Genomic DNA, 2,618 nt, shown 5'->3' on the forward strand with positions numbered 1-2,618 from the left:
GCGGCCATGAACCCCAGCATCCGCACGCTCTACGGCGCCGAGCAGGTCGCCGAACAACTGAAGGCGCTCGACCTTCCGTGATGGCGCCCGACGCTTCCGAGGGCGGGGCCGGACGGCTCGCCCTCTTCCTGTGCCTGTCCCTGGTCGTCCTGAGCTTCGCCGTCGCCGCCGCGACGGCGATCGGCGATTACAACATCGGCCTGGGCACGGTCTTCCTGTCGGTCACGAACGAGCTGGGCCTGACCGGCGCCGAGATCGCGCCGATCGAACAGAGCGTCGTGTGGAACCTGCGCCTCAGCCGCGCGCTGGTCGCGGCCCTGGCAGGCGCGGGCCTGGCGATCTGCGGGGCGATCCTGCAGGCGCTGCTGCGCAACGCCTTGGCCGAACCCTTCGTGCTGGGCGTGTCGGCGGGGGCCTCGACCGGTGCGGTCTGCGTCATCGTGCTGGGCATCGGCGCGGGCAGCCTGTCGCTGTCGCTGGGGGCCTTCGCGGGCGCCTTCGCAGCCTTCGCGCTGGTGGCGCTACTGTCCAACGGCGCGACGAGCGGGCCGAACCACACGATCCTCGCCGGGGTCGCGGCATCGCAGCTGTTCAACGCGCTGACCTCGTACATCGTCACGACCTCGGGCAACGCGCAGCAGGCGCGCGACGTGATGTTCTGGCTGCTGGGCAGCTTCGGCGGCGTGCGCTGGCCGGACTTCCAGCTGCTCCTGGCCGTCGTGATCGTCAGCCTGGGCGTCTGCATCTGGATGGCGCGCTCGCTCGACGCCTTCACCTTCGGTGACGAGGATGCCGCCGCGCTCGGCGTGCCCGTGGCGCGCATTCGGCTGGTGCTGTTCGCGGTGACCGCCCTGCTGACCGCCACGATCGTCAGCATGGTGGGCGCGATCGGCTTCGTCGGGCTGGTCGTACCGCACGCCGCACGGTACGTCGTCGGCCCGCTGCACCTGCGGCTGTTGCCGGCCTGCGCGGTCGTCGGCGCGGTCTTCATGGTGATCGCCGATATCGTCAGCCGCGTGATCGCGACCCAGCAGACGGTGCCCATCGGCGTCGTCACGGCGCTCGTCGGCGTGCCCTTCTTCGCGATCATCCTCTACCGCGCGAGGCCGCAGGCATGAGCGTCGAGGCGACGAACCTGGTGTGGGGCGTGAAGCGCAAGACCATCGTGTCCGACGTGTCGCTGACGGTCGCGCCGGGCGAGACGCTCGGCCTGATCGGGCCGAACGGGTCCGGCAAGTCGTCGCTGTTGCGGCTGCTGGCGGGGCTGCGGCGGCCGGCTTCGGGGCGGGTCGAGATCAACGGCCAGGACATCGCTCAGGTGTCGCGCAAGGCGCTGTCGCGGCAGGTGGCCTTCGTCCAGCAGAGCGCGGCGACCGACACCAACGTCACCGTGGCCGATGTCGTGCGGCTGGGGCGGACGCCGCACCGCTCGGCGCTCGCCGGCTGGTCCGAGGCCGACGAGGCGTCGGTCACCGGCGCGCTCGACCGCGTGGACATGGCATCGCGCCGGACGCAGGCGTGGCAGACCCTGTCGGGGGGCGAGCGTCAGCGCGTTCATATCGCAAGGGCGCTGGCGCAGGCACCGCAGGTGATGTTCCTCGACGAGCCGACCAACCATCTCGACATTCATCACCAGATCGAAATCCTGCGTATGGTCCGCGACCTCGACCTGACCAGCGTCATCGCCCTGCATGACCTCAACCTCGCCGCCATGTTCTGCGACCGGATCGTCGTCCTGCAGGCGGGGGCCGTGTGCGCGTGCGGCACGCCCGACGCCGTGCTGACGCCCGAGCTTCTGTCCGACGTGTTCCGCGTCTCGGCGCATGTCGACGGATCGGCAGATGCTGGCCGTCCGCACATCCGGTTCAGCGCGGCATGAGGCAGCCGGGAACGATGCGTCGGGACGCGCCGACAAACGGCCTCGTGGCGCTGTCGCACACGCGGGCGGCGTCCGCATGAAGGCCGTGGCCACCTTGCGTCCCGTGGCGAACGAGCGGCTCGGCATCACGTTGCGGATCCTGTCGACGCTGGCCTTCGCGCTGATGGGCGTCTGCGTGAAGGCGCTTGGCGACACGGTGCCCTTGGGACAGGTCGTGTTCTTCCGCTCGGCCGTGGCGCTGCTGCCGCTGGTGGCCTTTCTGTGGTGGCGGGGCGACTGGCCGAGGGGCCTCGTGACCTCTCGCCCCTTCGGTCACATCGGGCGCTGCGTCATGGGCGCGGCGGCTATGTTCACGTCCTTCGCGACGATCCGCCTGCTGCCGCTGGCCGAAGCGACCATGCTCTCGTACCTCGCGCCGGTGATGCTCGCGCTGCTGGGCTGGGCGCTTCTGGGCGAACAGCTGAAGGCGCGGCGGGTCGCCGGCGTGGCGCTCGGCCTCGCCGGGGCGGCGGCGTTCTGCCTTCCGGCCTTCGCGGGCGTACTCCCCGATGCGGGTGGTCTGGGCGTGGTGCTTGGCCTCGTGACGGCCGTACTGACGGCCGGCGCGCTGATCCAGGTGCGCCGGCTGACGCTGCTGGGCGAAGGGGCCGGGGCGATCGCGTTCTGGTTCGCCGTCGTCTCCGCCCTCGGCGGGCTTTTGACCCTGCCGTGGGGATGGGTCTGGCCCGGGCCGGCGGGC

3 protein-coding genes are annotated in these 2,618 nt (G+C 71.2%); all 3 read left to right on the top strand.

The window, feature by feature from the left end:
• Positions 1–80 precede the first annotated feature (80 nt).
• Positions 81–1,118: a FecCD family ABC transporter permease gene (locus ACFDTC_RS18055; protein WP_375260263.1), complete on the top strand. Its 1,038-nt coding sequence runs from the start codon at positions 81–83 to the stop codon at positions 1,116–1,118.
• Positions 1,115–1,879, top strand: a complete 765-nt coding sequence (locus ACFDTC_RS18060) for an ABC transporter ATP-binding protein (RefSeq protein ID WP_375260264.1) — start codon at positions 1,115–1,117, stop codon at positions 1,877–1,879. The genes ACFDTC_RS18055 and ACFDTC_RS18060 overlap by 4 nt, the downstream gene beginning before the upstream one ends.
• 85 nt (positions 1,880–1,964) lie before the next feature.
• On the top strand, positions 1,965–2,618 hold a 654-nt coding region (locus ACFDTC_RS18065; protein ID WP_375260265.1), incomplete at its 3' end, for an EamA family transporter.

This window comes from Citreimonas sp. (assembly GCF_042096055.1).
GTDB lineage: Bacteria > Pseudomonadota > Alphaproteobacteria > Rhodobacterales > Rhodobacteraceae > Citreimonas.

What these genes read in the sequence shown, in the direction of transcription:
- ACFDTC_RS18055 (WP_375260263.1), top strand. Translation starts at nt 81, where the DNA reads ATGGCGCCCGACGCTTCCGAGGGCGGGGCCGGACGGCTCGCCCTCTTC.
- ACFDTC_RS18060 (WP_375260264.1), top strand. Translation starts at nt 1,115, where the DNA reads ATGAGCGTCGAGGCGACGAACCTGGTGTGGGGCGTGAAGCGCAAGACC.